We start from the raw sequence: 25,238 nt of genomic DNA on the forward strand, positions 1-25,238 counted from the left end.
TGTCGCCGGATGCCCTGCAGGGCCTCGGCATCAGCAGCGTGGAGTACTAACGCTTGACCCAGCGACGCGCATCCTTGAGGAGCAAGAGCAATTGCTGCTCGCGCAGCGGTGAGGCAATGAAACCGAAGCGCGTGGAGAACCTCGCAGCTTCCTCATCGATGGGGTGGGTGAGCATTGCCCGAATGGCAGCCTGTTCGGCAATCAGCATCGTGCGGCGAAAGGCATCCTGCACCAGGCCGAAGCCAACGCTGCGACCTTGATCCTGTGTGGAGACGGCCAGCCGCGCCAGGATCACTACCGGAACCGGGTACTGGCCCATCCCCTTGCGGATGCGCTCGGGTGCCTCCAGCGTATCGACCTGGCCGACGGTCAGACTGAAATAAGCCACCACCCGATCAGCGTCAGCCACCACGAAAGTCCTGGCTGATCCGCTGCCCTGAGCTTGCCGGGCGTGGCGCAGAAGCCAGTCTTTCGGGGCGGGCTTGCCGCAATCGAAGCCATCCAGCCGATGTTGCGCGCCCAGCGGTGCCGGGCCCTGCAAGCTCAAGCGTTCTCCCAGGGGGCTTTACGCGCGAACAGGTCGCGCAAGCCTTCGTTGGGCTGTCCCGGCTGTTCCAGCAAATCCATCAGGGCCTGGTACTGGCTGCCCGAGACCATGAACAGGCACTGCTCCAGCAGGGGCTGCTCGGCGGCCAGACGGGCGCTCTCCAGAATGAATTCGGTCAGTGACTTGTGCGCCACCTCGGCAGCACGGCGCAACAGCACTTCCTGTTCAGGCGTGGCGCGTAGCCCCAAACGGGCGGAACGGGCAGCAGGTGAATGGGCGTTAGCAGTCATGGCGGACCTCAGTTTGTTAGATCAACGATCGCAATGTCAGTACAAATGACGCACGGCATTCAATGGCAGGTGGTGAGAGGTGCCCGCGGCACCCATCGAGGAACTCGTGACCCAGCAGGTCGGCAACTCCTCAAGAGGCTCGGGCGGGCAGGCGCTTGGGTTGGCTTCGGAACGATACGGCCGCCCACGGTTCACCCGTCTGAAGTAGCGATTGCGCAGATGGACCCAGAGGGCTTGGATAGGCAGCAATGCTTGGTGGTGGGCTTCGGCCTTCTCGCGACCTGTGGTTTGTCCGAGGCGGATCACCTTTGCGGAGTACGCGGCCATTTCAATGCTCCTTGCTTGGTATTGCGCCAAAAAAATCGTTAATGTGGCACAACAAATCCGGTTCGCGCCAAATAATATGGCACTATACTGGCATGTACGCCACAACGACGCGCGGATGCCATGCCGAAAATCGTTTCCAATGCGGAGCTGAATGAAATTGCCGAACTGATCGCAGGCCACCCGGACGGCATCGGTTTGGCAAGCTTGTTGCGCGCTGTGGGCAATGGAATTTCCCGTCGCACCGTCCAGCGCCGCCTGGCCTCACTTGTCGCCTTGGCGCGTGTTGTCACCGCTGGCGAAGGCAGGGCAGTGAAATACCGGCTGGCGCCGATTGCGGGCGAGGCGGATAGCGTCATCGCGCCAATTTCCGGACAGGCCCCTGGCGAAATCTATGTCCCGGTTTCCCCCGCGGGCGAAGCCATCAAGGCCCACGTGCGCCAGCCGCTGCATCAACGCCAACCGGTGAGTTACGACCTCAGGTTTCTCGAAGCCTATCGCCCCAACGAAACGCTCTACCTGCCCGAGGTCCTGCGTGCTCAACTGCATTCGCTGGGGCGTTCGCCAGCCGAGCAATCCGCCGCCGGCACCTTCGCCCGCGACATCATGAATCGGCTGCTGATCGACCTCTCGTGGGCCTCGTCGCGGTTGGAGGGCAATACCTACACCCGGCTCGATACCGAGCGTCTGATCGAATTCGGTCAGGCCGCCGAGGGCAAGGATGCGTTCGAAACCCAGATGATCCTCAATCACAAGGCCGCTATCGAATACCTGGTGCGCGAGGTGGATCGTGTCGGCGCAAACAGCGAGACCATTCTCGCCCTGCATGCCTTGCTTTCCGATGGCCTGTTGCGGGATCCCCAGGCTGGCGGCCGGGTGCGCCACCGGGCCGTGGAAATCGGCGGCAGCGTCTATCTGCCGGTCGCGTTGCCGCAACGTCTGGAGGAGTTGTTCGGCATCGTCCTCGACTTGGCGGCGGAAATCCGCGATCCGTTCGAGCAGGCGTTTTTCCTCATGGTCCATCTGCCGTATCTGCAACCCTTCGAGGACGTGAACAAACGCGTTTCACGCCTTGCGGCAAACATTCCGCTGATCCGCTGCAACCTCTGCCCGCTGTCATTCATCGACGTGCCTACGCAGGCCTACATCGATGCCATGATCGGCGTCTATGAACTGAACCGGATCGAATTGCTCCGCGATGTTTTCGTCTGGGCCTACGAGCGTTCCTGTCAGCAGTACGTGGCGGTGCGGCAACAATTGGTCCCGCCCGACATCTTCCGTCTACGCTATCGAGCAGAGCTGACCGAAGCGGTGCGGGCGATCGTGCGTGGTGGCCAGGCAGCCAGCGCGGAGGCCATGCGTACTGCCATTCCGGTCACTGTCGCCGAGGGCGATCGAGCGAAATTCTTCGCCCTGATCGAAGAAGAATTCAAGAATCTGCATGAAGGCAATGCCATCCGCTTCGGGCTCGGACCCTTGGAGTTCGCCGCCTGGAAGCGGGATGGTTGACCATGTGCCACTGGCCTTCCGAGCTTATGAGCATTGGCGCGGGTTGCTGCGGGCCCGCAGGTGGCGACACAGCTTACGGTCACCTTGCTGGCCACATTCGCGCTGTGTGCACCAGCGCCAAAACCCACACGGTGTCGCCCTGAACTTCGTACACCAGCCTGTAGCTTTCGTGCGGAATCAGCTCGCGTGTGCCCGGAATTTGGCCAGCTTGTCCAAGGTGCGGATGGTTGGCCAAGCGGCCAGCCGCCTCAGCAAAAAGCTCATCCATCCGGATGGCTGCGAGTGGGTTGTCGTCGCTGATGTAGTCGATGATGTCGGCGCGGTCTTGCTCGGCCGCAGAGGCCCAGAAGACTCTCATGCGCCAGAACGCCCCTCCTTGGCCAACAACTGCGCGCGTCGTGCAGCGAACCGTGCATCGACATCTTCAGCGCTGGCGTACTCGCCGGCACGGATCTGTTCCCGAGCCACTACAACCTTGCTGCGCACGAACTCGTCGTACTCGCGCGCCTCACGCTGCCGCTGCACGAACTCGCGCATCAATTCACGCAGGATCTGCGAGGCAGGTCGATGGGTAGCCTCTGCCTCGGCCATGAACTCGGCACGCAGCTCTGGCTCCAGCTTCATGGTGAAAACGGCTTCTTTGGACATAACGCAACCTCGGCTATTTGACGTACTGACTAAATATATACTTCGTCAGTACGCCTGTCACATGTGGTGGCCAACCTGCCCGTCGCCGTGTCGCCGGATGCCCTGCAGGGCCTCGGCATCAGCAGCGTGGAGTACTAACGCTTGACCCAGCGACGCGCATCCTTGAGGAGCAAGAGCAATTGCTGCTCGCGCAGCGGTGAGGCAATGAAACCGAAGCGCGTGGAGAACCTCGCAGCTTCCTCATCGATGGGGTGGGTGAGCATTGCCCGAATGGCAGCCTGTTCGGCAATCAGCATCGTGCGGCGAATGGCATCCTGCAACAGGCCGAAGCCAACGCTGCGACCTTGATCCTGTGTGGAGACGGCCAGCCGCGCCAGGATCACCACCGGAACCGGGTACTGGCCCATCCCCTTGCGGATGCGCTCGGGTGCCTCCAGCGTATCGACCTGGCCGACGGTCAGACTGAAATAAGCCACCACCCGAACAGCGTCAGCCACCACGAAAGTCCTGGCTGATCCGCTGCCCTGAGCTTGCCGGGCGTGGCGCAGAAGCCAGTCTTTCGGGGCGGGCTTGCCGCAATCGAAGCCATCCAGCCGATGTTGTGCGCCACCTCGGCAGCATGGCTTGGTGGCGGGCTTCGGCCTTCTCGCGACCTCTGGTCTGTCGGAGGTGGATCAACTTTGCGGCGTGCGCGGGCAGTTCAATTCTCCTTGGCGGAATCGACCCCCGTCCACCCTGACCATCCTGCGGCGAACAGGCCCGTTGGTTGCCGCATGAAATGCGGCGAGTGACTTGCGCCAGCGGAGAATGCGGCCCATAGTCTCCGCATGAACGGCGGCGCTTGCACCTACCGCTGGCAGGTAAGCGAGTGGCCAGGCTGGCGGGCTACGACCCGGCGTCACTGGCACACTTGTTGGCCGAGGTCGCGGCCGTGCGCAGGGTCTGTTGATTGGGCTGCTGGCGCGACGATGCCACCGGTCCGATCCAGGTGGTTTCCGGCACGCCTGGTTGCCAGCGGGTGCATTTTGCAGCGCGTCGGCCGATCGGCTGGCGACCGAGACCGACTGGCTTCTTTTCTGCGGCAATCGAATGCGGGTGGACGCAGTCGCAGCTACCAGCTGAACGACTCATCAGCGTAGGCCAAAGGAGGGTTTTGCCATGGACGACGATCTGATCACCCCGGCCGTGCTCGAAAGTCTCGCCAGCAGCAGCGCCTTCCGGCGTGGCGAAGCGTATTTTTCCGTCGGCGCGGTCGGGCGATTGCGGCTGACTGATGACCGGATCGCCGCTCTGGTCGAGGGCAGCCAAAGCTATCAGGTCGAACTGCGCGATGACCGTGGCGAGCTGGCTGGCGACTGTAGCTGCCCGCGTGCCGCAGCCGGCCATTTCTGCAAGCATTGCGTCGCCGTCGGCCTGGCATGGTTGGCAGAGCAGGCCGCGCAGGGTAAGCCCGCGGCAAAGGCGGGAAAGGCCAGGCGGCGGGATCCCTGGCGTGACATCGAGGCGTATCTGACGGCGCAGCCACCGGCAGCCTTGATCGAGCTGTTGCTGGGCGTCGCCCGGCGGGATGACCAGCTTTATCAGTCGCTGCGGCTCGACGGCGAGCGCACGGCCGGAGGCGGCGATGTCGCCGCCGCCTTCCGGCGGGCAATCGACGACGCGCCGCGCCGCCATGGCTTTGTCGATTGGCGGCAGGCCGCGACCTTCGCCCGTGCCATCGACCAGGTTGCGGATTCGCTGACGGAGCTGCTCAAGCCGGACACCGCCGCCATACTGGTCGAACTGCTCGAGTATGCCATCGAGTGTGTCGAGACTGCCCTGGAAGAGGTCGATGACTCGAATGGCCAGGTCGGCGGCATCGTCTATCACCTGGGTGATCTGCACCACAAAGCCTGCGCGATGGCCCGGCCGGAACCGACAGAACTCGCCGAGCGGCTGTTCCGCCTCGAAATGACGCTGCCCTTCAGCCTGTGCAGTTTCGATGCCAATGACTATCGTGACGTTCTCGGCAAGGCAGGCCTGCGCCGCTACCGGGAACTGGCGGAGGCGGAATGGGGCAAGGTCAAGCCAGGCGACAGCAAGGACCACTACGATGTCAGTCGCGCCCGCATCACGCACGTCATGGAGCAGCTGGCCACGGCGAGCGGCGATGTCGAGGAACTGGTGGCGATCAAGTCGCGGGATCTTGCGTCCGGCCATGGTTATCTCGAGATCGCCGAAATCTGGGTCAAGGCCGGGCAGCCGGACACGGCGCTGGCATGGGCGGAACGTGGTCTGCAAGCGTTTCCCGAGCGTCCCGACAACCGTCTGCGCGACTTTCTCGTGGCCGCCTACCTCGACTGCCAGCGCAACGATGAGGCGCTGGCTCTGACCTGGGTTCAGTTCGACGAGACCCCCAGTCTGCAAACATTCAGCAAGCTGCACGAGGTCGCCGGCAAGCTCGGCATCTGGCCGGTACAGCGGGAACGGGCACTGAGCAGACTCGACGACAGCATCGCCCGCGAGGCGGCGATGACGAACCGCTGGAAGCGAACGCCGTCGGTCCCCAACCATTCGCTGCGGGTCGAAATCGCCCTGTGGGAAGAAGACCTCGATGCGGCCTGGGCGGCGGCCCATCAGGGCACCTGCGACCGCCACCTGCTGATCGCCCTCGCCGGTAAGCTGGAAGCCGAGCGCCCGGAGGACGCCGTCAGCCTTTATCGCCGCGTCGTGCCACTGATCGTGGAAGACACCAACAACGCGGCCTACGAGGAAGCGACGAGGTCGTCGTCATCGCAGCCGAAGAGTTCCGCCGTCTCAACGGCGTTCGCACTGGCCAAGCATTGATCGACGCGTTGCAAGCCTCGCCGCACTGCGACATCGACATCGAACCCGTGCGCGTACCGATGCCGGTGCGGGACGTGAGCCTGTGACGGGTTGGCTGCTCGATACGCATGTCCTGTCCGAACTGCGGCGTCCCCGGCCCGCACCGCAAGTGGCGGCCTTCGTCGCGGGGCAACCGCTCGATCTCCTTTTTGTCAGCATCGTCACTCTGGCCGAAATCCGCTTCGGCATTGAACTGGTTGCCGATGCCAACCGCCGCGCCGAACTAAACGGATGGTTGACTCCTAAGAAACAGAACGAGTTCAGATTGTTTTCATGCTGGCGCGGGCGTCGGATTGATGTCGAAGCCCAGGGCGGCGGCGCGACGCTTGAGGGCGGCGATGCTCCGCTGGCGCTGCTGTTCTTCGTAGCGCTGCTGTCCCTGGTCAACGAAGTCTTCGCCGCGGGTCAGCATGAAATACACCATGCGTGCGAGCTTGTGCGCCGCGGCGGTGTTGGCGCGGGGCTTGTCCATGCGGCTGCACAGGCGGCGATAGAATGCGCCGAGCGCGGAGTCGCTGTGTGACAGGCTCATCGCCGCCATTTTCAGCGCCTGGCGTACCCGGTTGGCCGAGTGCTTGGTTTTGGCGCAGAGGACCTTGCCACCGCTGATCTTGGTACCAGGGCACAGTCCAAGCCACGAGCAGAAGTGCTTGACGGTGGCGAAGCGACTGAGGTCGGGACCTAGCTCAGAGAGGATCTTCATGACCGCAGTCAAGCCCAGCCCATTGATGCGCGTGAGATCCACGCCAGCCCAGTTGGCGAGTATCTGGCGGGCGTCGAATTGCTCGCGCAGCTTGCTGCCCGTGCGAGGGGCCTTCCCAAGATCGACGTTGCACTGACCGAGAGCGCGCAGCAGTGCCTGCAGCTTCGAGTCACACTCGGTCAGGTGCCGGGCGATGTCGTCGTACATGGCCAGCGCCTGGCAGAGCACGAACAGGTGCTCGTCACGCCAGTTGCCGGTCAGCGCCTTGGCAATCTCCTCAGCGCTGGCCTTGACGCGGCGGTTGCGGTGCTTGGCCAGCGCCTTGGGATCGCGTTCGCCAGCCACGATGGCGCGGATGATCGCCTGGCCGGTCGTACCCATGACGTCGGTGAGCACCTCGGTGAGTTGGATGTTCATCTGCACGAGCGACTTCTGCATACGCTGAACCCAACTGGCCTGCTCGGCGAGTAGGATTTCGCGCTGGCGGGCCACCGCGCGCACGACGCACACATCGCCTTCAGGGCGCCAGGCCGCGCGCAGGAACCCCAGGCTCATCAGCTTTTGCAGCCACTGGCAATCCTGTATGTCGCTTTTACGCCCAGGAACGTACTTCATCTGCCGAGCGTCCACCAGCCAGACCTTCAGACCGCGCTGTTCGAGCACCTCAAACACCGGGATCCAGTACACGCCGGTGGACTCAAGTGCCACCGTGTCTACACCACTCGCGACCAACCAGTCGGCCATGGCGTTCAGGTCGTCGGTCATTGGGCCAAACTCGCGTACCGGGTCTTCCGTCGCGTCTCGGGGTACGGCCACCCAGTGGCTTGAAGCCCCGACGTCAATCCCCGCCGCGTGGGGAAACACTACCTCTTCATCTCGCCTGCGCATGGCCATGATGTGCTCCACGATGGTTAATGAATGGCAGCACCAGGGGAAACGTCGAAATTCGACTCGATCTCCTAAACGGGATGCCCATCGCTGCGCTCACCACTGTCGCCGACGATTCCCAGACCATGCTCACAAACGGGCTCGCTTGAGCTCACACCAATGGTAGGTCGGTCATATCGCTGCTGCCGCTAACCATGTGGGGCAACTACCATGGAGCGCAAGTGGGCGACACAAACCCTGTTTCTTCGCGAACGCCTGGCCCGCGGGCGGGGTTGGGAGACTCACAAGGTGCGGCCCATGTTCGAGGAGCGAATTCTTCCCGTCACTGAAGACATCATGTTTACTTGGCGGCTGCTGGTCGAAGAGGGCCGAAAGACTGGCCATACGTTTTCGCAGCCCGACCTCATCATTGCCGCAACGGCGCTGCATCATCCTAGATTCCTCTGTTGGGCCTTCACCGGATCTGGTGAACGCCATGATTGGCAAAGGCTTTCGGCCGATTTTTGCGACTGCGCAACAGTTCCTTTTGGGTGTCCTGGAGACGTTCTAGAAATCCAATCTTCATAGCAACTTAGCCGCCACTCCTGGCTTCAACCGAGGAATCTAGGATCATGGCCTGACGGTAGTCACGCGGGACAGCGGCGACTATGCGAAGACGCGAGTTGCGCTATTCGACCCGTGGCGCGAGTGTGAATAAGTCTCGCGCTGCGCCTGGCTTCGACGCTTTGCGTCATGCCGATCCGCAGGGCTTGCGGGGCCGGGAACGGCACGGCATGGCCCTGACCATCAGGCATTGGTCGATGGCGCAGGCGAACGTGGCAGGTCTGTTCGACCCGCATGCTGTAGTGCTTTACGGGGGGCGATCGCCAGGCTGTTCAAGTAGCCCCCGCGTTGCCAACGCCGGGATGGCACTGACGCGATTGCCGGAAAGTGCGTTGGACGGGCCCGTGGCGCAGCAAACTGTCTTGTCGGGAATGTTCTTGCCAAGTGGGCATGCGGGCAGCGTCACTACGCAAAGTCTTGCGTGTGACAGCTCCGCCACTTCACGTCGGGGGTCTTCATTTTGACTGGGTGGAACCCATCGTGCACCACCTCGCGCCCGCGGGCGTGGCCGGCTTCGTGCTTGCCAACGGCTCGATGTTGTCCAACCAGTCGGGCGAGGGCGAGATCGGCAGCCATCGTGAGGCAGAATGCCACGCATGGGCGATACCGTCACTGCCTGACGGGCGTACTGTGGAACAACAATGCGCGGTGGGAGTGACATCAGCCATGCCGAATTCCAGGCATTGCCCTCGCAAACCGTCCAGGAGTGCCACAAGCGGGAACCCAGTCCGGACTCTGTCCTGCATCGGGCCGAACGGTGGCTCCCCGCTTTCGCGGGGATGACGGCTGTCATTATCGATACCTCCATCTCCGGAAATCGCCTTAGGCCGGCCACGCCCGACGCTTGAAGCTGGTAACGCACTTGTCGAGGGCCTTGCAGGGGGCGGTCTGGATGCGCTGCATGAGTTCCAGCGGTACTTCGGGCAAGTCGAAGTCGCTCTGCAGCTTGTGCTCCATGCGCAGCCAGAGCAGGGCGGTCATTTCGGCATCGGCCAGTGCCCGGTGGTACTGGCCGGTGGCTTCGATGCGCACGTGCCGGATCAGCGTTTCGAGCCGGTGATTGGGCGCTTCGGGATAGACGCGGCGGGCCACTTTCATCGAACAGAGCAGCTCGGTCGGACAGGCTTCGCCGATGCGGTCGAGTTCGGCGCCGAGGAAACCGTGGTCGAAGGCGGCGTTGTGGGCGACCAGGGGACGCCCGGCGATGAAGTCCAGCAACCGGCGCATCACCTCTTCGGCCCTCGGGGCCTGGCGGATCATCGCGTTGCTGATGCCGGTCAGATCCTGAACAAAGGGCGGTATGCGGCGACCGCCGTTCATCAGGCTCTGGAAGCGGCCGACGATGCCCGTTTCGTCGATCACCACTGCGGCGACTTCGGTCGCCCGGTCGCCCTGCATGGCTGAGAGGCCGGTGGTTTCAAAGTCGATGATTACCCGTTCGCCCATGCTTCCTGTGGTTCCTTTCGTGGCGGTCTGAATGCCTGTGTTCGATGCCGGGAAGACGCTGCTGCCGCTTGCCGGCTTTCGATGCTGCCGAGCGCCGGCCGGTGAACTGCCGCCATCAACGTTTCGGCAGCGTCGTCACACGCTCGATCCACGGTTCGAGGCGCTGGCCGATCGCCAATTGCACCTCGTAGCGCGGCGCCTGCTGGTCGGGTGCCGGGCTGGGGGCGTTGCGCAGCGGTTCGAGCACCGGCCGCAACGCGAAGGGCACGTTGACCTGGGCGATGGCGATCTGGCTGACATGGCCGGCGAGGTGGTGATCGCCGTTGCGACCGCGCTCCGCTGGTCGCACGCTGCCACGTACGATCAGGTGGCGGCTGCGATCCGGGTAGCGGCGACGCAGGGCATCGGCATCGAGACCGGCGTCGATGGCGAACAGGCGGCTGGCATGCGTCTCCTCGAGCGCAAGACGTTTGCGGCCGGCGTCGGCCTGTTTGGCAAACTGCTCGCTGCCGGGATTGGCGGCCGCGGCCGCGGTCTGGCGGGCGGCGTTTTCCCGTGCGCGGATGACCGCCTGCTGCCACGCCGGTCCTTCGAGCTCGAGCACCAGCAGAACCTGCCGCGGCAACTGACGCGTGAAGCGCTGGCGTGCGTCGCTGGTGGCTGCGCCGGCCGTGGTGTCGAAGCCCAGGCTCGTCAAGAGAGCTGCATCCAGCCACGCTGGCTGGCCGCCGTGGCGGGCGTAGCCGTAGTCCCAGTGGTCGGGGTCCTCGTCGAGGACGCGCCAGTTCAGCTGCAGCGCCAAGCCACTGTTCTCCGCCTGCCGGTAGCCGCCGTAGGGTAGCGTCAGTTCGCGCTCGCTGAGCGTTACCCGGCTTTCCGCGTCAGCATTCCGGTTCAGGAAGGCGCCGGCGAGGGCGATCGCGTTGGTCAATACGATCAGCGCCCCTCCGGCGGCGAGGGTGTGCGCGCGTGTCCAGGCTTTCATGCGCGTTCTCCCGTGTCACTCCGACCGATGACGCCGCGTAGCCGCTTGAGTATCAGGAGAACCAGCAGCGCGGTCAGACCCAGCACCAGAAAGAAGAGATACTTGGGCATCACGTCCCACCACCAGTCGTAGAACTTGGTGTACAGGAACAGGACGAAAAAGGTGATGCCGGTGTTGACCGTTTCCGGCCAGTCGCGGCGCGTGCCGATCCAGATGGCCAGGGCGCTGGCGGCTAAGCCGGCGACCTGGTAGCCACCCTCGATCAGCTTCGGCTGCAGGTCGAGGTAGCTGATCTGGCCCCAGTGGCTCAGGATCAGCATCGGGATGAAGACCGTCAGCAGGCCGAATACGCGGTAGATCGCAGCGAAGCCGGGATAGTGGCGATGCAGCGACAGTTGCGGCAGGGCGAGCAGCAGCGCGGCGGCGACGAAGAAGTTCTCCGGCCGCTCCCCGGCGTGCAGCCAGTAGATGCCGCTCCAGGTGCCGATGCGCGCGGCGACGAAGGCGATCACGCAGGCAATGCCGGCGGCCAGCAGCAGGCGAAGGTCGCAGGCATAGGCGAGGAGGAAGGCCATCGCTGCCCAGGGCAGCAGGGCCTTGTCCGACGGCGTGATGTTGAAAATTTGGCCGATCATCGAGATGTTCAGCACGAAGCAGGCAAAGGCGACCAGCGCTGCCAGCCTGGTGAAGTAGCCGCTGGCGTCGCGCCCCTGGACCCAGACCGTCAGGCCAAGGCTGCCGAGTGCGCTGATGATCAGGATGGCGACCTGCGCGGCTTCGGAAAACCGCCCCCAGAACTGGTAGAAGAGGAAGAAGGCGCTTCCCGCCAGCGCCAGCGCACCGAGGAAGGAGGCCACCCGCATGCCGAGGGAAATCTGACTGGCGCGGTGGTCGCGGTCGATGTCGTAGGCGCTGGCGTAGGTCGCCAGCAGCGCTTGATGGTAGTCAGCCAGTGCGTGCCGCTGCGTCTCGTCGAGGACGAGCACCTGTGCCGCTTCCAGGCGCGCCAGCTCGGCCTGGAAGGCCCGGATTTCGTCTGCCCGCTGTTGCGCCTGGCGGCGCGCCGGCGGGGGCTTCGTCTGGTCGCTCATGATGGTGAGCGATTATGCCGGGTTTGTCGGGCGTCGGCCACGTGTGGATGCTGGCAGATTCTGCGGGCTGCCGGGCGGTGGCGGAGCTTCGGTCTTGCATGACACGGCCCCTGGCCAGCGAAGCACTCTGACCAGGGGCCGGGGAGGGTGACGGCGTGTCGGGGTTGCCGGATGCCGTTCAGCACCCGGAACCGACTTCGTGCAGGACTTACAGGATCTTGACCTCGACCTTGCGCGGCTGCGCGTGTTCGGCCTTGGGGATCACGAGCTTGAGCACGCCCTGGCTGAACTCGGCGCTCACTTTGCTTGCGTCGAGTTCCTTCGACAGGGAGAACACCCGCCGGTAACGCGAGAGATTGACTTCTGCGTGGCTGGCCTCAATGCCGCCCGGCATTTCGAGGTCGATCTCACCCTCGATGGTCAGGGTATCGGCTTCCACGTGCAGCTGCAATTTGTCTTTGGGCACACCCGGCAGGTCGGCGTAAAGAGTGATCCCTGAAGCATCCTCGATGACGTCCACCGGGGGCTGCAGCGCTGCTTCATCCCGGGCGCTTGGTTGCTTGTCTTGGCTATTGTCCGACATCTTCGATCCTCCTTACTGAACGGTGATCCGGCGTGGTTGGGCGGACTGCTTGCGAGCGATGCTGATGCGCAGCACGCCATCGCGGTACTTGGCGTCGACCGCATTCGGGTCAACATCGTCGGGCAGCGTCACGACGCGCCGGAAGCGACCTTCAAAACGCTCGTCGATATGCACCGTGGCTTCCTCGCCGGCTGCCTGCCGCTGGCGCTCGCCGGCGACGGTGAGCACGCCCTTCTCGATTTGTACGTCGAGGGTGGCGGGGTCGATACCCGGCGCGAAGGCGTAGATTTCGACCGACTGTGGCGTGCCGCCGACGTTCATGGCCGGAAAACCGCCGCGCGCGATGCCGCGAATACTCGGAGAAAGACGGAAACCCTGCTGCATCTCGCGCTGCAGCCGATCCAGTTCCGCCAATACGTCGCGGGGAAACAGGGAGCGATATATCATGTTCAATCCTCCATACGATGGTGAGGGGCGCCACGACCGGCGCTTCGAATCCTATCTGGGGGCTGTTCCGTAGACTTCAATATCTTGATTCCACCACGCATCAGTACTATTTTGTTGCTTATCCAGTCACGCTTTCAGATCGAGGACCATAGATGGAATTCAAGGACTACTACCAGATTCTGGGGGTCCCCCGCGAAGCGACCGCGGATGAGATCAAGAAGGCCTTCAGGAAACTGGCGCGCAAGTATCACCCGGACGTTTCCAAGGAAGTGGACGCCGAGGCACGCATGAAGGAACTCAACGAGGCCAACGCGGTGCTTTCGGACCCGGAGAAACGGGCTGCCTACGACCAGTTGGGGCGCGGTTACCAGCCTGGACAGGAATTCCGCCCGCCGCCCGATTGGGATGCCGGCTTCGAGTTTTCCGGGCGCGGTTCTGCGCCGGGCGAGGCAGCCGATTTCTCGGACTTCTTCGCCGAACTGTTCGGTCGCATGGGGGGCGCACGCGGCTTCGATCCCGGCCAGCGGGCGCACTTCCAGGCGCGCGGCGAGGATCATCATGCCAAGGTGCTGCTGGACCTCGAAGACGCCTTTACCGGCGCGACCCGGCAGATCTCCTTGCGTGCGCCGCAGACCGACGCGCAGGGGCGCGTGACGCTGGCTACGCGGACGCTGAACGTCAAGATTCCGCAAGGTGTGCATGCTGGCCAGATCATTCGCCTGGCCGGTCAGGGCGCACCGGGCATGGGCGGCGCGCCGGCCGGTGACCTGATGCTGGAGGTGCGCTTCAACCCGCATCCGCGTTTCCGTGCGCATGGCCGTGACCTGCATCTGACCTTGCCGGTCGCGCCGTGGGAGGCGGCTCTGGGCACGGTGCTGGCGGTCGACCTGCCGCAGGGCAGTGTCAAGGTGCGCATCCCGGAAGGGGCGCAAAGCGGCCGTCAGTTGCGCGTGCGTGGCAAGGGCATACCGGGTCCACAAGCGGGCGACCTGCTGCTCGATATTCAGGTGGTGCTGCCGCCAGCCGACACGGCCAGGGCGCGGGCACTCTATGAGACCATGGCGCAGGAACTCGCCTTCGATCCGCGCCGGCAAGGGAGGGCATGACGCCATGCGAGACGATGAGATCCTGATCGGCAGTCTGATGGAAAACAGTTGGCTGACGCTGGAGCAGGTGGCTGCTGCTTGCACCGTCGACCCGGGTTGGCTGATGCGCCACATCGAGGAGGGCCTGTTTCCGCACGCCGAGAGCGTCGCCGGCGTGTGGTGCTTTTCCAGCACCAGCCTCCTGCGCGCGCGGCGGATGCGGCAACTGGAGAGGGACTTCGAAGCCGTGCCGGAACTGGCTGCGCTGATGGCCGACCTGATGGAAGAGCTGGACGATCTGCGTGCTCGCGTTGGGGCTGCCGCTTCCAGATGACTTTCCCGGTGCGCGCCGGGGAGCAGCCCGCGGTGCCAGCAGGTCTCATCAGGCAGGTCGGGTGGCGCTAAGATTGCGTTAAGGATGGCAGCGTAGAGTGGCGTTCGTGCTTGTCGTCGGGGTTCCGTTGCGGGGCCGCGTCGCAAGCCGAAGACACTATCTCCCGGCAATCCTTACTGAAAGACCCATCGAATGAACAAGTCCACCGCTTTTTGCTCCGCTGCCCTCCTGGTCATCGCCTCCAGCCTGGCTGGTACCACTTTCGCTGCCGACACCAAGCCGGCCGCCCCGGCCGCCGCCGTTCCTGTTGCGGCTGTCCCGGCACGTGAAATCACCAAGGAGCAGGCCGTCGAGATGGCCCTCAAGGCGCACCCGGGCGAGGTCACCAAGGCCTACCAGGACACCAAGAAGGGCAAGCAGACCTGGGAAGTGAAAATCAACGGCACCGACGGCAAGAAATGGGAAGTTCACTACGAAATCAAGACCGGCGCCCTGGTTTCTGAAGAAGGCAAGTAGGCTGCAGGTGATCAACGCCTGATCCATTCACACGCCTCCCGGCCGTCGGTCGGGAGGCGCTGCCAGAAGATTGCGATGCGTATTGTCGATACAACTGAAGTTCCGGTTTGGGACCCTCTGGTCCGTCTCTTCCACTGGACCCTGTTCATCAGCTTCTGCGCTGCGTGGTTCACCGAGGGCGAGTTGTTCGAAGGTCTTCAGGACCGGCTGAGTGGCGAGTGGTTGCAGCTGGTCCATATCTGGGCGGGCTATACCATTGCCGGCCTGCTGGTGTTCCGCGTGCTCTGGGGCTTCGTCGGTCCGCGTTACGCGCGATTCAGCGATTTTGTTTACAGCCCTGGCATCGTCCTGGCTTATGTAAGGGATGTCCTGACACTGCGCGCGCGCCGCACCCTGGGACACAATCCGGCCGGCGGCGCGATGATCGTGGCCTTGCTGCTGGGCCTGACGGCGACGATCGTCACCGGTCTGGCTCTGTACGGCGCCGATAAGGGCCTGGGGCCGCTGGCCGCGATTCTGGCGGAGAGCAGTGATGAGGCGATCGACACGATCAAGGAGGCACACGAACTGGCGACCAACTTCACCTTGCTGCTGGTCGCAGGACATCTGCTTGGCGTCGTCTGGGAAACGCTTCTGCACCGCGAGAATCTCGTTCGTGCCATGATCACCGGCCGCAAGCGGGTCTGAGTCAGGCCGCTGAGGACCAGCCCGGGGAAGCTTCAGGACTGGGCTCCGGGCTTTGGCCAGCGGCCGAAAAGTGGCGATTGACTTCGCTTGCCGGACGGGCATACTCTCACCAGTGCTGTTGAACGTGGAACGACATCGGGGGGAGCAATCATGGCAATACTCAAGGAATTCGATGAACTGGTGGTGACATCGCGGCCCGGGCAGGCTGCTGGCGGGCCGTTGCACGAGATGCGCGAGAACTCGGTGCGTTGCCTGGGGCCGCATGGCCTGCACCGGATGGCCTACACCGAGTGGGGCGATCCGGCAAATCCGCGCGTCCTGATTTGCGTACATGGGCTGACCCGCAACGGCCGGGACTTCGACGTGCTGGCCAACGCGCTGGCCAGCGATTACCGGGTTGTCTGCCCGGACGTGGTGGGGCGCGGCCGCAGCGATCGTCTGTTCTTCTCCGACGACTACGCCGTGCCGATCTACGCCAACGACATGATGACGCTGATTGCCCGCCTGGGGGTCGAGTCGGTGCACTGGCTGGGAACCTCGATGGGTGGCCTGATCGGCATGTTTCTTTCCAGCCTGCCGGGTTCGCCAATCAGCCGGCTGGTGCTCAACGACGTCGGACCAGCGATCAGCATCGAGGCGCTGCAACGAATCGGTGAGTATCTCGGCAAATCGCCCGATTTTGCCGATCTCGCTGCGGCCGAAGCCTATGTACGGGTCGTCTGCGCCCCCTTCGGCGCCCTTACTGACGCGCAATGGCGGTACATGACCGTGGTCGGTACGCGCGCCAAGGCTGACGGCGGTTTCGAGATGAACTACGATCGCGCGATTGCCGAGCCTTACCAGAAGGCCTTTCTCGAAGCCAAGGAAATCAATCTGTGGCCAATGTACGAGGGGATTCGCTGCCCGACGCTGGTGCTGCGCGGTGCCCACTCGGACATCCTGTCGTCTGAGGTCGCCGCCGCGATGACCAGCAGGGGGCCAAAGGCGACGCTCGTCGAGGTGCCGGGAGTGGGGCATGCGCCGATGTTCCTCGAAGAGTCGCAGGTGCGTATCGTCCAGAATTTCCTGCTGTCCGCTCCGGGCTGAGCATCGCCGCCGGCATGACCGGCCCGCCTGCTCTTGGCTGGGTGGCGGGCTGGCGTCGCCGGGCTTTCCGACCATGAATGTGGGTCATCTGCTGGCCCGCGCCGAGCGCCATGTCGTCCACGAATCCGGTAGTTTTGACCCGCGGGAGATCGTGGCCTTGTCGCAGCACGGCCGAAGAACAACTACGGCAAGGCACTGAAGACCGAATCGCGGCGCCAATGGAAATCGTCAGGAGAGAACTGAAGATGGGCGGACGTTTGCAAGACAAGGTGGCGATCGTCACCGGCAGTGGTTCGGTCGGGCCTGGGTGGGGCAACGGCAAGGCGATGTCGGTACTCTTTGCGCGCGAGGGTGCCAGCGTGGTCGGCGTCGACATCGACGCCGAGGCCGCCGCGGCAACGCAGAAGATCATCAGCGACGAGGGGGGCAGCGCTATCACCGTGGTTGCCGACGTGACCTGCGGCGCCGACGTTGCGCGAGTGGTGGCGATGGCGCTCGAGGCCTACGGGCGGATCGACATCCTGGTCAATAACGTCGGCATCGCCGTTGTCGGAGGTCCGGCGGAACTCGATGAGGCGACTTGGGACCGGCTGATGTCGGTCAATATCAAGAGTGCCTATTTGACCTGCCATCACGTGCTGCCGGTGATGATTCGCCAGCATGCCGGGGCGATCGTCAACAACGCTTCGGTTGCCGTGCTCGGCTGGGCTGGCGTGAACTACGGTTTCTACGCTGCAAGCAAGGGGGCGATGGTGGCGATGACCCGCACCATGGCCATCCGGCACGCGCCCGACGGTATCCGCGCCAACTGCGTTCTGCCCGGGTTGATGAACACGCCGCTGGTGCATGCCGCGCTGACCCGCGTCTACGGTGAGGAAGGGGACATTGCCAACCTGATCCGCACGCGTGACGCGCAGTGTCCGCTGGGCCACATGGGCGACGCCTGGGATACGGCTTACGCGGCGCTGTTCCTGGCGTCCGATGAGGCCAAGTACATCACCGCCACCGAACTCGTCGTCGATGGCGGCTTGTCGGCACGCTTCGCGTAGCGCTTACACGGCGGTTTGGAGCTGAAACTGGTCCGGTAGAAGTTGCCAAAACCCGAGCCGAAAAGAACGAAAAAAGCGGAACAAAAAAAAGCGCTGAACCAGAGGTTCGGCGCTTTTCAATCTTGTCCCCGCGAGTGCCGCCAGGCCGGCATCCTGAACCTGAGTTCAGTTAGGTCACTTCCCTTCCGCATCAGGTACACCCGACATTAGGGGCACACACAACAGCGGTTTCTATGGTCTGCGACCAATGCCAATATGCATTGGTTCAAGGAATTATGACCTTGACAAACACCGCAGGGAACTCTCTTGGAGGCCAGCGTAACGTCTACTCCGACTTCAGAACGGCATCAAGTTCCGCCTCCATGAAAAAGATTCTACCCCTAAGCGCGTCCATGTCCAGCCCTATTTCAGATTCAATTTTCTGATGCTGCTCTGGCGATTCCTGATTGAGACCAAGGTGCTCGTGGGCAATATTGAGCGCGGCCATGACCGCGATTCGCTCGGCGAGATTGCTCTTGGTCTTCTCGGCAATATCGCGCATCTTGCCGTCAACATAGGCTGCCGCACTGAGCAGTGCGGCACGCTGATCAGGTGGACAGGCGACCCGGTATTCCTTGCCAAGCAGGGTGATGTCGAGGAAATTGGCGTCGTTGGGCATCGGGTCGGGGTTCTCAGGCCTTGGCTTCGGGCAGTTGTTGGGCCAGTTGCTCAAGCCGGGCACAGGCGGCTGCCATGCGCTCGGCGAGGCGTTCCTTGTCGGCCTGGGCAGCGACGAGTTGCTCGCGCAGTCCGTCATTCTCGGTCCGCAGGGTGCGGCACAGCGCGACCACCTGGACCACCTTGCTCTCGAGGGCGTTTAGTTCATTCAGCATGGGCCAGACTATAGATTCAAAAACCCTGTCCGGTCAAGGCGTAAGGGTCGCTTGTGAAGGTTGTTTGTGCCACCGGGGGTGCTTTCTGTTGCAAAGGAGGATCGCCGTCCTTCGGGCAGGCTATAATCGGCGCTTCCGCTGGTTTCAGCGGTGGAAAGTATCGTGCAAGGTGCCGCCATGCAGGTTTTCTGCAGCGGTTAAACGGGAAACAGGTGCGTGTTCGCGCAACACCATGCCTGTGCTGCCCCCGCAACGGTCAGCGAGTGTGGGCGTGTCGAAATGCCACTGGGCGAGAGCCTGGGAAGGCGACATGTCAGGACTTGCGAGCCCGGATACCGGCCTTCGCACACCACTGGACGGACGTGCCGCGGGGAAGCGGACACCGAACGCTCGGCGCTCGCGCCTGCTGTTCTCCCTCGCGCAATTCCGCGTTTATGGCTCGCCGGCTTGCGGGGACGCTTGTCGGCAACAGGGAGAAATCCGTCATGCATCCAGACCAACCGCGTGCCGCTGCCGCCGCGACGCTTACCTTGACTGTCGCTGCCTTGTTCTCGACGGCGCTTTCCGCCGCTGACCAGCAGCTCGATCCGATTGTCGTCACTGCGACCCGCCAGGCAACCCGCACCAACGAGTTGACGAGTGACGTCTCGGTCATCTCGCGCGAAGAAATCGACCAGGCCGGGGTATCAACCCTGGCGCAACTGCTGGCGCGCCAACCGGGAATACAGTACGTTGCGAATGGAGGGGAGGGGACCAACAGCGGTGTGTTCATCCGAGGTGCCAACACCAACCAGTCGATCGTGCTGATCGATGGTCAACGCATCGGTTCTGCGACCACCGGCAGCGCAGCGCTGTCGCGCATTCCGCTGAACCAGATCGAGCGTATCGAGATCCTGCGTGGCCCGGCTTCATCGCTCTACGGTGCCGACGCCATCGGCGGCGTGATCCAGATCTTCACCCGGCGCGGCGAGGGGCCGGCACGGGTGAACGCCAGTACCGGCTATGGCTCCTTCAATACCAGCGACACCACCATCGGCGTGTCGGGCGGCAGCGATCTCATGTCGTACAGCGTGCAGGCAGGCTACCTCAACACGGATGGCTTCAACGCGATCCACAACAAGCAGAGTGTCTTCTATGACCCGGATCGGGATGGGTATTACAACAGGAACCTGAGTGCCAACTTCGCCGTACGCCCGGCAAAGGGTCATGAGATCGGCGTCAATCTGCTGGCCAGCAAGGGCAGCAACCAGTACGACGGAAACGACTTCACTGCCTTGGGTCCGGCGAAGAACTACAATAACGACCAGATGGTCGGTTCTTACTCGATCTATTCGCGCAATCGACTGCATCAGGCGTGGACCAGTACCTTGCGCCTCGGCCGCAGTACCGATCAGGCAAAGGACTATGCCGGTAGTTTCCGGGCCAGCACTTTCCGCACCGATATGGATCTGGCGTCGTGGCAGAACGACATCAGGTTGCCGGTTGGTGAGGCGCTGCTGGCGGCGGAGTACACCCGTCAGAAGGTCTCCGGCACCACCGACTACACGGTCAGCGAACGGACGATTCGCTCGCTGCTGGCGGGCTGGAACGCCAGTATCGATCAGCACCGGCTACAGTTCAATCTGCGCCGTGATGACAACTCGCAGTTCGGCGGCGAAACCACAGGGTCCGCTGCGTACGGCTATCAATTTACCCCGGAATGGCGGGCGCATGTCTCGTATGGAACGGCGTTTCGTGCCCCGACCTTCAACGAGCTGTATTTTCCGGCCAGCTTCTTCTTTGCCGGCGGCAATCCCGATCTGAAGCCGGAGACCGCCAAGAACACCGAGGTCGGCGCCAACTGGGAAAAGGCCGGCCATCGCGTCTCGGCAGTGATCTACAACAATGAGCTCTCTGACCTGATTGAGTATCGACCGCCGACCTTCGCTCCGGTCAACGTCAGCGAGGCACTGCTGCGCGGCGCCACTTTCACTTACGACGGACGTTTTTCGGAGTGGGGCATGGGGCTTGCGGTTGACTTCCTGGATCCGCGTAACGAGGAGAGCGGGCCGAACAAGGGCAATCGCCTGGCGCGTCGCGCCGAGCAGCAGCTGAGCAGCTACCTCACGCGAACCCTAGGCAACTGGGAGTTTCGAGGCGAGTGGAAGCTGGTTGGCGATCGTTACGAAGATCCGGCCAACCGTATCCGCATGGGTGGCTATGGCCTGGTCAACCTTTATGCCGACTACCGTTTCGAGCGCGACTGGGCGTTGTTCGTCCGCGCCAACAACATCTTCGACAAGGACTACGAGACGGCCAATGACTACGCCACCGCCGGGGCGAACGTCTTTGTCGGTGTTCGCTACGCGCCGAGGTAGCACGCCGCATGCCCACCCGTCGCCGTGCCCTGCTGATTCTTGCCGCCCTGGCCGGGCTGTCGCAGTTGAGCATCGCGCTGGCGCTGATGGTAGGCAGCATTCCGATCAGTCCGGCCGAGGTACTGGCGTCGCTTTTTGGCGACGACGTCAGCATGACCGGCGACGTCGTCCGCAGCCTGCGTTTGCCGCGGGCACTGACCGGCTTTGCCTGCGGTGGCCTGTTGGCGCTGGCAGGTGCGCTACTGCAGGTATTGCTGCGCAATCCTCTCGCCGACCCCTACGTTCTCGGCATCTCGGGTGGCGCCGGTATCGGCGCGCTGCTGGCGATCGTTCTTGGTCTTGGCGTCGCCGGCGTCAATGGTCTGGCCTTTGTCGGTGCGCTTGGAGCGATGCTGCTGGTTTTCGGACTGGCGCATGGCGAGGGTGGCTGGACGCAGTCGCGGTTGCTGCTCACTGGCGTCATCGTCGCCGCGGGTTGTGGCGCGGTCGTCACGCTGATGCTGGCAATCGCTCCCGAGGAGCGATTGCGCGGCATGCTGTTCTGGCTGATGGGTGACCTGTCGCAGACCGGTGACCCGCGACTCGTGCTGATCCTGCTGGTGGTGGCTTTGCTGACGACGCTACCGTTTGCTCGTGAACTCAATCTGCTGGCGCGTGGCGCCGATATCGCCCAGGCGCTGGGTGTTGCCGTCGGTCCCTTGCGCCGCGGTGTTTACGTCCTGGCGTCGCTGGCGACTGCGGCTGCGGTCACCCATGCCGGGGCAATCGGATTCGTTGGACTGATCGTGCCACATCTCGTCCGGCTCGCTGCCGGCAATGATCAGCGCCTGTTGTTGCCCGCCTCGGTGCTCGCCGGCGGCAGCCTGCTGGTGATCGCCGACACCCTTGCCCGGAGTGTGCTCGCGCCGCAGCAATTGCCGGTGGGTGTGCTGACGGCGCTGATCGGCGTCCCGGTCTTCCTCTTCCTGCTCAGCCGGGCGGCACCCGGCCGGGACTGACATGACTCACCGCACACCTCTTCTGAGCACCCGTGGTCTCGACGTGGGCCTGGCTGGCCGCACTTTCTGTCGTCAGCTGACCCTGAATGTGCAGCCGGGCGAGTGCCTCGCCATTCTTGGCCGAAACGGTGCCGGCAAGTCAACCCTGTTGTCCGTGCTGGCGGGTCTGCGGCCGCCGGACGCCGGCGAGGTGCTGGTCAATGGGGCGAGCTACGGCAGCCTGGGCGCGCGCGCCAGCGCCCTTGCTCGCGGCTGGTTGCCGCAGAGCCGAAGCGAGGCCTTTTCTTCAACGGTGCTTGAAACAGCACTGGTCGGACGTCACCCGCATCTTGCGCGTTGGGATTGGGAAACGGAGAAGGATGCGCGCATCGCCCGCCAGGCACTGGCGGCGGTCGGCCTGGCCGAACTCGCACAGCGTGACATTCAGACGCTGTCGGGTGGCGAACGGCAGCGGTTGTCGATTGCCACGCTGCTCGCTCAGGCGCCGCAGCTCTACCTGCTCGATGAACCCCTGGCTCACCTCGACCTGAATCACCAGATTGCCACGCTCGAACTTTTTTCAGCACTCGCCCGTGAGCGAGAGATCGCCTGCGTGATGGTTCTGCACGAGCCCGGTCTGGCAGTTCGCTTCTGCAGCCACGCACTGCTCCTGTTCGGTGACGGATCGACGCAGCAGGGTGGCTGCGACGAGGTGATCAGCAGCGAATCGCTGAGCAGGCTTTACGGCTACCCCTTGCGCGAGGTCGGCGGCAAGGGGCAGCGCTGGTTCATGCCGGCGTAGCAGGCCAGTCGGAGGTCGCTCCGGGGTTCGCCAGGGAATCACTCACGCTCGCGCGATAGCCTACCCTGCCCATCCTGCGCGCCCCGGCTTTCTCGCCTGTTTGCGCCGGTACATGTCGGCATCGGCATACTGAACCAGGGACTCGACGTCCTCTCCATTCTCCGGGTACATTGCCAGACCGACTGCGGCACCCGCCGCTGCCCCTCGCGCGACGGAATCGATCGCCGCCAGTGGCGCGTGGAGAAGTTGCTCGAGGTTGCTGCGAGCGCTTTCGGCGTCGTGGCGATTATGGACCGCATCAAGCATGACGACGAATTCGTCGCCGGCGTAGCGCGCCACCACATCCCGGCTGCGTAGCCCGGTGAGCATGCGCTGGGCCATTTCCTGCAGGACCTTGTCACCGATGTCGTGACCGAAACTGTCGTTGATGTGCTTGAAATCATTGAGATCGATGAACAGGACCGCGAAGGGGTGCGGCTCGGCGAGCACCTGCTGTTGCGCCAGGCGGTCTTCAACGCGTCGCAGGAAGGCCTCGCGGTTGGCGAGACCGGTCAGGCGATCGCTCAGCAGTCGGGTCTGCATGGCGCGGAAGCTCTTGGCCAGGTCACCGATCTCGTCACCGCGTGCGACGTCGAATGTCGCGCTGAGGTCGCCGTTGCCGACGCTGCGTGCTGCACTCGCCAGTTCCCTGAGGTCGCGGGCGACCACCGAAAGGACCACCAGGCCAATGACGATGGTCATCAGGGACGCCAGCAAGGCAAGCACCAGCGTGCGCCTGAAATTTTCCGCGACCCCCAGCAGGAAGTCGCTGCGCGGTACGGCGACGACGATTATCCAGTCCAGCCCGGCGGCATCCTGGATGCAGGCGTAGGCAGCCTCGACCTGCTGCCGGCCGCCGGTTTCGAAGACGACGGTACGCGGTTGCGACGGGTCGGTGGCAGTGAGCAGCAGCTTCTCGATTTCCCGGTAGCTGACCACCACCAGCGGATCCTCGCTGGTGGCCACGTTCATTCGCACATTGCCACCGGCAGCGTCCTTGCGCAGGTGCGGCCCGCGCGAGCTGCCGATCAGATTGCCATCCTTCTCGACCACATAGGCGATGCCGTTCGCCGTCAGTTGCAGGGAGCGCAGAAAGTCGTTGACGCGTTGCAGCGACAGGTCGGTGGCGACGACGCCCTGGAATTCTCCTTGCGCGTTGTTGACCCGCCGCGCCAGCGTCGCAACCAGTTCCTCGGTCCTGAAATCAACATAGACCGACGTCCAGACGCGCGCGGTGGAAGTCTGGCCCGACTTGAACCATGGGCGTTCGCGTGGCTCGAAGACGCGCTTCTCGTGGACCGGGTCTTTCAGCTCGCCGGCGATCCCGGAGAAGCGATAAATGGTGCGCGCGCCGGAGCCCGTGCGGCGGAGTCTCAGCTCGGCGGCGGTTTCGGAATGGCGCCAGAGCCCGAAAAACTGGCCATTGCGGTCGCCATAGTAGGCGTAGTTGTTCGGCTCGCGATGGACTGAGGTCGCCAGCCAGAAGCGGGTGCGCAGGTTGTCGAAGTCGTCTTCAATTCTGGCCGGGGCGGGAACACCGCCGGGAAATGCGGTTTCGAGGACCGCTTCGGCACCCAGTACATGGCGTTCGGCGGCCTGCGCAATGCGGTAGACCATCTCCGACAACAGCTGGTTCGAAAGGGTATCGACCGCCGTGCGCCCTGCGGAATACGACAAGCCACCAATGGCGCCTGCGAGAAGCAGAACCAGTACGACGTACGGCACGGTGAGCATCTGCCGAAGGGAAGGAGAGCGGAACAACTGCATGGATTGTCGCCCAGACAAGTCAGTGGAAAGCATGCGCGGGGAGGTCGGGCACGCGGCGCGGAGGCACAGCGGTTGCGCCCATCGTGCAGCACGACGATGGCGGCGAAAGGTGCGAGGCCGAGAGGAAGCCTACTGCGGTCGGGGATTTCTCGCGGTGAAGGATGTCACGGATAACACGTGCGAGTCGTTCCTGTCGTGTCGCTCGCTGAACCGACGGCAGGCGGGCGACGAGCCTCTGGCCGCCGCCTCCGGACTTACCCGAAAGCGGTCGAACCCTGCTTCGGTCTGAGTCTGTGCGCGCTCATTCCGCTTTCGCGCCCGCCGCAGAAGCCGCCTTGACAGTGGGTACGTAGTCGAAGTCGGTAACCAGGATGTGGTTGTAAAACCAGCCGTTGATCAGGTACTTGACCTCATCGGCAATCTCGTCGAGCGTCATTTGCTTGGCGTTCTCAAGCAGTTCGAAAAGCATGCGGCGAAATTCGCCGTGCAGTCGCCGATGCGCCTCCAGGGCGGGGTAGTGGCAGGATGCCATCAACTCCTCTTCCTCGCGGAAATGCACCTTGACGTATTCGGTAAGCATCGCCAGCGATTTCAAGACCCGGATCTGGTCACCAGCGCCCCTGAAGGTGGCGGCAAGATCGAACAACTGCCGATGCTGCTCATCGATCATCGGCAGCCCGACCTCGATCTTCGATGACCACTCAGCCAACTCAAATTCCATCTGTTGCTCCATCTACT

28 protein-coding genes and 1 riboswitch are annotated in these 25,238 nt (G+C 63.4%); of the genes, 12 read left to right on the forward strand and 16 right to left on the reverse strand.

The features are described 5' to 3' along the window. Window positions 1–46: 46 nt before the first annotated feature. Genes V5B44_RS02065 through V5B44_RS02075 form a run of 3 tightly spaced genes read right to left on the reverse strand, consistent with a single transcriptional unit; the run spans window position 47 to window position 1,164 of the window. Complete coding sequence (locus V5B44_RS02065; RefSeq protein WP_332357451.1) at window positions 47–547, reverse strand: GNAT family N-acetyltransferase; 501 nt, start codon at window positions 545–547, stop codon at window positions 47–49. After that, window positions 544–837: a DUF1778 domain-containing protein gene (locus V5B44_RS02070; protein ID WP_332357452.1), complete on the reverse strand. Its 294-nt coding sequence runs from the start codon at window positions 835–837 to the stop codon at window positions 544–546. Before V5B44_RS02070 ends, V5B44_RS02065 begins: the two co-directional genes overlap by 4 nt. Before the next feature lie 36 nt (window positions 838–873). Further along, window positions 874–1,164 (reverse strand): hypothetical protein, encoded by a 291-nt coding sequence (locus tag V5B44_RS02075; protein WP_332357453.1) that lies wholly within the window; start codon window positions 1,162–1,164, stop codon window positions 874–876. A gap of 120 nt (window positions 1,165–1,284) precedes the next feature. Between V5B44_RS02075 and V5B44_RS02080 the strand changes: the two genes are divergently transcribed. Next, window positions 1,285–2,670, forward strand: a complete 1,386-nt coding sequence (locus V5B44_RS02080; protein ID WP_332357454.1) for a Fic family protein — start codon at window positions 1,285–1,287, stop codon at window positions 2,668–2,670. Window positions 2,671–2,749: 79 nt separating this feature from the next. On the opposite strand, the gene V5B44_RS02085 is transcribed toward V5B44_RS02080, so the two are convergent. The 3 genes from V5B44_RS02085 to V5B44_RS02095 all read right to left on the reverse strand — a co-directional run bounded on the left by V5B44_RS02085 (window position 2,750) and on the right by V5B44_RS02095 (window position 3,911). Then, the gene (locus tag V5B44_RS02085) at window positions 2,750–3,028 is read right to left on the reverse strand and encodes a type II toxin-antitoxin system RelE/ParE family toxin (RefSeq protein WP_332357455.1); all 279 of its coding nucleotides are present in this window, start codon (window positions 3,026–3,028) and stop codon (window positions 2,750–2,752) included. Continuing rightward, complete coding sequence (locus V5B44_RS02090) at window positions 3,025–3,318, reverse strand: antitoxin of toxin-antitoxin stability system (protein WP_332357456.1); 294 nt, start codon at window positions 3,316–3,318, stop codon at window positions 3,025–3,027. Before V5B44_RS02090 ends, V5B44_RS02085 begins: the two co-directional genes overlap by 4 nt. A 134-nt stretch (window positions 3,319–3,452) precedes the next feature. Continuing rightward, window positions 3,453–3,911 carry a GNAT family N-acetyltransferase gene (locus V5B44_RS02095; RefSeq protein WP_332357875.1) on the reverse strand — a complete coding sequence of 153 codons (459 nt, stop codon included), beginning with the start codon at window positions 3,909–3,911 and terminating at the stop codon, window positions 3,453–3,455. 565 nt (window positions 3,912–4,476) lie between these two features. Here V5B44_RS02095 and V5B44_RS02100 point away from each other — a divergent pair. Beyond that, complete coding sequence (locus tag V5B44_RS02100; RefSeq protein ID WP_332357457.1) at window positions 4,477–6,144, forward strand: SWIM zinc finger family protein; 1,668 nt, start codon at window positions 4,477–4,479, stop codon at window positions 6,142–6,144. Window positions 6,145–6,454: 310 nt separating this feature from the next. On the opposite strand, the gene V5B44_RS02110 is transcribed toward V5B44_RS02100, so the two are convergent. Further along, complete coding sequence (locus tag V5B44_RS02110; protein ID WP_332357458.1) at window positions 6,455–7,780, reverse strand: IS110 family transposase; 1,326 nt, start codon at window positions 7,778–7,780, stop codon at window positions 6,455–6,457. Between the two features lie 204 nt (window positions 7,781–7,984). Here V5B44_RS02110 and V5B44_RS02115 point away from each other — a divergent pair, with 204 nt between their 5' ends. Beyond that, on the forward strand, window positions 7,985–8,341 hold the full coding sequence (locus V5B44_RS02115; protein ID WP_332357459.1) for a hypothetical protein: 357 nt from the start codon (window positions 7,985–7,987) through the stop codon (window positions 8,339–8,341). Window positions 8,342–9,199: 858 nt separating this feature from the next. Here V5B44_RS02115 and V5B44_RS02120 read toward each other — a convergent pair. From V5B44_RS02120 to V5B44_RS02140, 5 genes are all read right to left on the reverse strand, one after another. Further along, window positions 9,200–9,823, reverse strand: coding sequence for a 3'-5' exonuclease (locus tag V5B44_RS02120; protein ID WP_332357460.1), 624 nt, complete (start codon window positions 9,821–9,823; stop codon window positions 9,200–9,202). A gap of 115 nt (window positions 9,824–9,938) precedes the next feature. Then, window positions 9,939–10,808, reverse strand: coding sequence for a DUF4824 family protein (locus tag V5B44_RS02125; RefSeq protein ID WP_332357461.1), 870 nt, complete (start codon window positions 10,806–10,808; stop codon window positions 9,939–9,941). Continuing rightward, complete coding sequence (locus V5B44_RS02130; RefSeq protein WP_332357462.1) at window positions 10,805–11,899, reverse strand: DUF2157 domain-containing protein; 1,095 nt, start codon at window positions 11,897–11,899, stop codon at window positions 10,805–10,807. Before V5B44_RS02130 ends, V5B44_RS02125 begins: the two co-directional genes overlap by 4 nt. 208 nt (window positions 11,900–12,107) lie before the next feature. Beyond that, entirely contained in the window at window positions 12,108–12,482 is a 375-nt protein-coding gene (locus V5B44_RS02135) for an Hsp20/alpha crystallin family protein (RefSeq protein WP_332357463.1), read from the reverse strand. 12 nt (window positions 12,483–12,494) lie between these two features. Next, on the reverse strand, window positions 12,495–12,929 hold the full coding sequence (locus V5B44_RS02140) for an Hsp20/alpha crystallin family protein (protein ID WP_287634372.1): 435 nt from the start codon (window positions 12,927–12,929) through the stop codon (window positions 12,495–12,497). A 152-nt stretch (window positions 12,930–13,081) separates the two neighbouring features. On the opposite strand from V5B44_RS02140, the gene V5B44_RS02145 reads away from it, so the two are divergent. From V5B44_RS02145 to V5B44_RS02170, 6 genes are all read left to right on the forward strand, one after another. Then, window positions 13,082–14,035: a DnaJ C-terminal domain-containing protein gene (locus tag V5B44_RS02145; protein WP_332357464.1), complete on the forward strand. Its 954-nt coding sequence runs from the start codon at window positions 13,082–13,084 to the stop codon at window positions 14,033–14,035. A 4-nt stretch (window positions 14,036–14,039) separates the two neighbouring features. Then, entirely contained in the window at window positions 14,040–14,348 is a 309-nt protein-coding gene (locus tag V5B44_RS02150; protein WP_332357465.1) for a chaperone modulator CbpM, read from the forward strand. A gap of 192 nt (window positions 14,349–14,540) precedes the next feature. Then, a complete protein-coding gene (locus V5B44_RS02155) occupies window positions 14,541–14,864 on the forward strand; it encodes a PepSY domain-containing protein (protein ID WP_332357466.1) in 324 nt (107 codons plus the stop codon). A 75-nt stretch (window positions 14,865–14,939) separates the two neighbouring features. Then, on the forward strand, window positions 14,940–15,551 hold the full coding sequence (locus tag V5B44_RS02160) for a cytochrome b/b6 domain-containing protein (protein ID WP_332357467.1): 612 nt from the start codon (window positions 14,940–14,942) through the stop codon (window positions 15,549–15,551). Window positions 15,552–15,701: 150 nt separating this feature from the next. After that, window positions 15,702–16,637 (forward strand): alpha/beta fold hydrolase, encoded by a 936-nt coding sequence (locus tag V5B44_RS02165; protein ID WP_332357468.1) that lies wholly within the window; start codon window positions 15,702–15,704, stop codon window positions 16,635–16,637. Between the two features lie 245 nt (window positions 16,638–16,882). After that, the gene (locus V5B44_RS02170) at window positions 16,883–17,686 is read left to right on the forward strand and encodes an SDR family NAD(P)-dependent oxidoreductase (RefSeq protein ID WP_332357469.1); all 804 of its coding nucleotides are present in this window, start codon (window positions 16,883–16,885) and stop codon (window positions 17,684–17,686) included. A gap of 325 nt (window positions 17,687–18,011) precedes the next feature. Here the strand turns inward: V5B44_RS02170 and V5B44_RS02175 are convergent, their stop codons facing one another. After that, a complete protein-coding gene (locus tag V5B44_RS02175; RefSeq protein WP_332357470.1) occupies window positions 18,012–18,344 on the reverse strand; it encodes a cell division protein ZapA in 333 nt (110 codons plus the stop codon). A 13-nt stretch (window positions 18,345–18,357) separates the two neighbouring features. After that, window positions 18,358–18,558: a hypothetical protein gene (locus tag V5B44_RS02180; protein WP_332357471.1), complete on the reverse strand. Its 201-nt coding sequence runs from the start codon at window positions 18,556–18,558 to the stop codon at window positions 18,358–18,360. A gap of 153 nt (window positions 18,559–18,711) precedes the next feature. Continuing rightward, a riboswitch (cobalamin riboswitch) is annotated at window positions 18,712–18,916 on the forward strand. 127 nt (window positions 18,917–19,043) lie between these two features. On the opposite strand from V5B44_RS02180, the gene V5B44_RS02185 reads away from it, so the two are divergent. Genes V5B44_RS02185 through V5B44_RS02195 form a run of 3 tightly spaced genes read left to right on the forward strand, consistent with a single transcriptional unit; the run spans window position 19,044 to window position 22,694 of the window. Beyond that, window positions 19,044–20,915 (forward strand): TonB-dependent receptor domain-containing protein, encoded by a 1,872-nt coding sequence (locus V5B44_RS02185; RefSeq protein WP_332357472.1) that lies wholly within the window; start codon window positions 19,044–19,046, stop codon window positions 20,913–20,915. A gap of 8 nt (window positions 20,916–20,923) precedes the next feature. Continuing rightward, window positions 20,924–21,913 (forward strand): FecCD family ABC transporter permease, encoded by a 990-nt coding sequence (locus V5B44_RS02190; protein WP_332357473.1) that lies wholly within the window; start codon window positions 20,924–20,926, stop codon window positions 21,911–21,913. A 1-nt stretch (window position 21,914) separates the two neighbouring features. Beyond that, window positions 21,915–22,694, forward strand: coding sequence for an ABC transporter ATP-binding protein (locus V5B44_RS02195; protein WP_332357474.1), 780 nt, complete (start codon window positions 21,915–21,917; stop codon window positions 22,692–22,694). 60 nt (window positions 22,695–22,754) lie between these two features. Here V5B44_RS02195 and V5B44_RS02200 read toward each other — a convergent pair whose 3' ends face one another. Continuing rightward, window positions 22,755–24,500 carry a sensor domain-containing diguanylate cyclase gene (locus V5B44_RS02200; RefSeq protein WP_332357475.1) on the reverse strand — a complete coding sequence of 582 codons (1,746 nt, stop codon included), beginning with the start codon at window positions 24,498–24,500 and terminating at the stop codon, window positions 22,755–22,757. 301 nt (window positions 24,501–24,801) lie between these two features. Further along, complete coding sequence (locus tag V5B44_RS02205) at window positions 24,802–25,221, reverse strand: bacteriohemerythrin (protein WP_332357476.1); 420 nt, start codon at window positions 25,219–25,221, stop codon at window positions 24,802–24,804. Window positions 25,222–25,238: the final 17 nt, after the last annotated feature.

The organism is Candidatus Accumulibacter necessarius, from assembly GCF_036625085.1.

Excerpts from the sequence above, each read along its gene's own strand:
- V5B44_RS02160 (WP_332357467.1), top strand. The coding sequence starts at position 14,940 with ATGCGTATTGTCGATACAACTGAAGTTCCGGTTTGGGACCCTCTGGTC.
- V5B44_RS02080 (WP_332357454.1), top strand. The coding sequence starts at position 1,285 with ATGCCGAAAATCGTTTCCAATGCGGAGCTGAATGAAATTGCCGAACTG.
- V5B44_RS02100 (WP_332357457.1), top strand. The coding sequence starts at position 4,477 with ATGGACGACGATCTGATCACCCCGGCCGTGCTCGAAAGTCTCGCCAGC.
- V5B44_RS02170 (WP_332357469.1), top strand. The coding sequence starts at position 16,883 with ATGGGCGGACGTTTGCAAGACAAGGTGGCGATCGTCACCGGCAGTGGT.
- V5B44_RS02135 (WP_332357463.1), bottom strand. The coding sequence starts at position 12,482 with ATGTCGGACAATAGCCAAGACAAGCAACCAAGCGCCCGGGATGAAGCA.
- V5B44_RS02185 (WP_332357472.1), top strand. The coding sequence starts at position 19,044 with ATGCATCCAGACCAACCGCGTGCCGCTGCCGCCGCGACGCTTACCTTG.
- V5B44_RS02125 (WP_332357461.1), bottom strand. The coding sequence starts at position 10,808 with ATGAAAGCCTGGACACGCGCGCACACCCTCGCCGCCGGAGGGGCGCTG.
- V5B44_RS02110 (WP_332357458.1), bottom strand. The coding sequence starts at position 7,780 with ATGGCCATGCGCAGGCGAGATGAAGAGGTAGTGTTTCCCCACGCGGCG.
- V5B44_RS02140 (WP_287634372.1), bottom strand. The coding sequence starts at position 12,929 with ATGATATATCGCTCCCTGTTTCCCCGCGACGTATTGGCGGAACTGGAT.
- V5B44_RS02155 (WP_332357466.1), top strand. The coding sequence starts at position 14,541 with ATGAACAAGTCCACCGCTTTTTGCTCCGCTGCCCTCCTGGTCATCGCC.
- V5B44_RS02150 (WP_332357465.1), top strand. The coding sequence starts at position 14,040 with ATGCGAGACGATGAGATCCTGATCGGCAGTCTGATGGAAAACAGTTGG.
- V5B44_RS02075 (WP_332357453.1), bottom strand. The coding sequence starts at position 1,164 with ATGGCCGCGTACTCCGCAAAGGTGATCCGCCTCGGACAAACCACAGGT.
- V5B44_RS02205 (WP_332357476.1), bottom strand. The coding sequence starts at position 25,221 with ATGGAATTTGAGTTGGCTGAGTGGTCATCGAAGATCGAGGTCGGGCTG.
- V5B44_RS02130 (WP_332357462.1), bottom strand. The coding sequence starts at position 11,899 with ATGAGCGACCAGACGAAGCCCCCGCCGGCGCGCCGCCAGGCGCAACAG.
- V5B44_RS02085 (WP_332357455.1), bottom strand. The coding sequence starts at position 3,028 with ATGAGAGTCTTCTGGGCCTCTGCGGCCGAGCAAGACCGCGCCGACATC.
- V5B44_RS02180 (WP_332357471.1), bottom strand. The coding sequence starts at position 18,558 with ATGCTGAATGAACTAAACGCCCTCGAGAGCAAGGTGGTCCAGGTGGTC.
- V5B44_RS02195 (WP_332357474.1), top strand. The coding sequence starts at position 21,915 with ATGACTCACCGCACACCTCTTCTGAGCACCCGTGGTCTCGACGTGGGC.
- V5B44_RS02175 (WP_332357470.1), bottom strand. The coding sequence starts at position 18,344 with ATGCCCAACGACGCCAATTTCCTCGACATCACCCTGCTTGGCAAGGAA.
- V5B44_RS02145 (WP_332357464.1), top strand. The coding sequence starts at position 13,082 with ATGGAATTCAAGGACTACTACCAGATTCTGGGGGTCCCCCGCGAAGCG.
- V5B44_RS02200 (WP_332357475.1), bottom strand. The coding sequence starts at position 24,500 with ATGCAGTTGTTCCGCTCTCCTTCCCTTCGGCAGATGCTCACCGTGCCG.
- V5B44_RS02115 (WP_332357459.1), top strand. The coding sequence starts at position 7,985 with ATGGAGCGCAAGTGGGCGACACAAACCCTGTTTCTTCGCGAACGCCTG.
- V5B44_RS02090 (WP_332357456.1), bottom strand. The coding sequence starts at position 3,318 with ATGTCCAAAGAAGCCGTTTTCACCATGAAGCTGGAGCCAGAGCTGCGT.
- V5B44_RS02120 (WP_332357460.1), bottom strand. The coding sequence starts at position 9,823 with ATGGGCGAACGGGTAATCATCGACTTTGAAACCACCGGCCTCTCAGCC.
- V5B44_RS02070 (WP_332357452.1), bottom strand. The coding sequence starts at position 837 with ATGACTGCTAACGCCCATTCACCTGCTGCCCGTTCCGCCCGTTTGGGG.
- V5B44_RS02190 (WP_332357473.1), top strand. The coding sequence starts at position 20,924 with ATGCCCACCCGTCGCCGTGCCCTGCTGATTCTTGCCGCCCTGGCCGGG.
- V5B44_RS02165 (WP_332357468.1), top strand. The coding sequence starts at position 15,702 with ATGGCAATACTCAAGGAATTCGATGAACTGGTGGTGACATCGCGGCCC.